Genomic DNA, 1,020 nt, shown 5'->3' with positions numbered 1-1,020 from the left:
TCACCGCGGGGCTGGGGGCTCCCGACCGGCGGCTGCGCATCGCCCCCGCCCCCGCCCCCGCCCCCGCCCGGGCCGCGGCCGCGGCCGCGAAGCAGCAGGACGCCTTCGACGCGGGCGAGACCATGGTGATCGGCCCCTCGTCGATCGGCTCGTCCCGCTTCTAGCCCGCCGGTGCGCCCGTCACCGGGACCGAGCGCAGGCGGCAGGCCTGCGAGAGAGGAACGACGTGACGCCGGAGCAGGACGCCGTGCTGCGCGACATCCAGGTGCAACTGCGCGGTCCGAGCCTGGCGGGCTGGCCGCAGCTCGGCACCGACGCCGATGGCAGGGCGCGTTCGCTGGTGGACGGACTTGCCCTCGCGCTGCGCCGGATCGAGGAACTGACCGCCGAGACCGCCGAGCTGCGCGCCCAGGTGGCCGAGCTGCGCACCGAGGTCAGCGAATTGGAGGCGGGTGCGGCCGAACTCGCCGAGCAGGTGCGCGGCGCGCAGGGCAAGGACCTGCCCTGGCCGCTGTCGCTGATCCAGGGCCCGGTGGAGCTGATCGTGAGCAGCCTGGCGCGGCTGGAGGCGTTGCTCGCCGAGCGCCCGGCGCAGTCGCGGCAGCTGAGCCCGCCCGCGGAGGGCGCCGGGCGCGACGGATCGCGCTGACAGCTCAGGGTTTCCGGCGCAGGAGATCATCCGAGTGAAGCGCCGCCGAGTGAGTGATATTTCCGGGAATTCCGGGCAATCGCCAGAAGTTTGGCGATGAGCGGGTTCTCCTCGAGGGGAGAACCCGCCCTCGATGGATGAATGTACTCCTCCTCCGAACGGAAGGCAGCCGTTTTCCGAGAATTCGTTCCTCGAAACCGGCTACCGCACAAACCTTTTCGATCATGGGTTAATTCTGGGCAATTGATGCTACGTCATTTCAGCCGGTTTCCCATGCCTCGCGAATTGCCGCACGATTGCTTAGAAACCTTCCGGTCCGTATGAGCTATGCGGGCAGGCGGATACGCGAGTGGGGGGGGGGCCCGCGCGCC

Annotated in this window: 1 protein-coding gene; it reads left to right on the top strand. The window is 70.0% G+C overall.

The window, feature by feature from the left end; all coding sequences use genetic code 11:
- Positions 1-226 precede the first annotated feature (226 nt).
- Entirely contained in the window at positions 227-649 is a 423-nt protein-coding gene (locus QH283_RS20285) for a hypothetical protein (protein WP_280504561.1), read from the top strand.
- The last annotated feature ends 371 nt before the right edge of the window (positions 650-1,020 follow it).

The organism is Nocardia farcinica, from assembly GCF_029867845.1.
Classification (GTDB): Bacteria; Actinomycetota; Actinomycetes; order Mycobacteriales; family Mycobacteriaceae; genus Nocardia; species Nocardia farcinica_A.
Note: the sequence above shows the minus strand (reverse complement) of the source record. Positions and strands in the feature narration are given on the sequence as shown.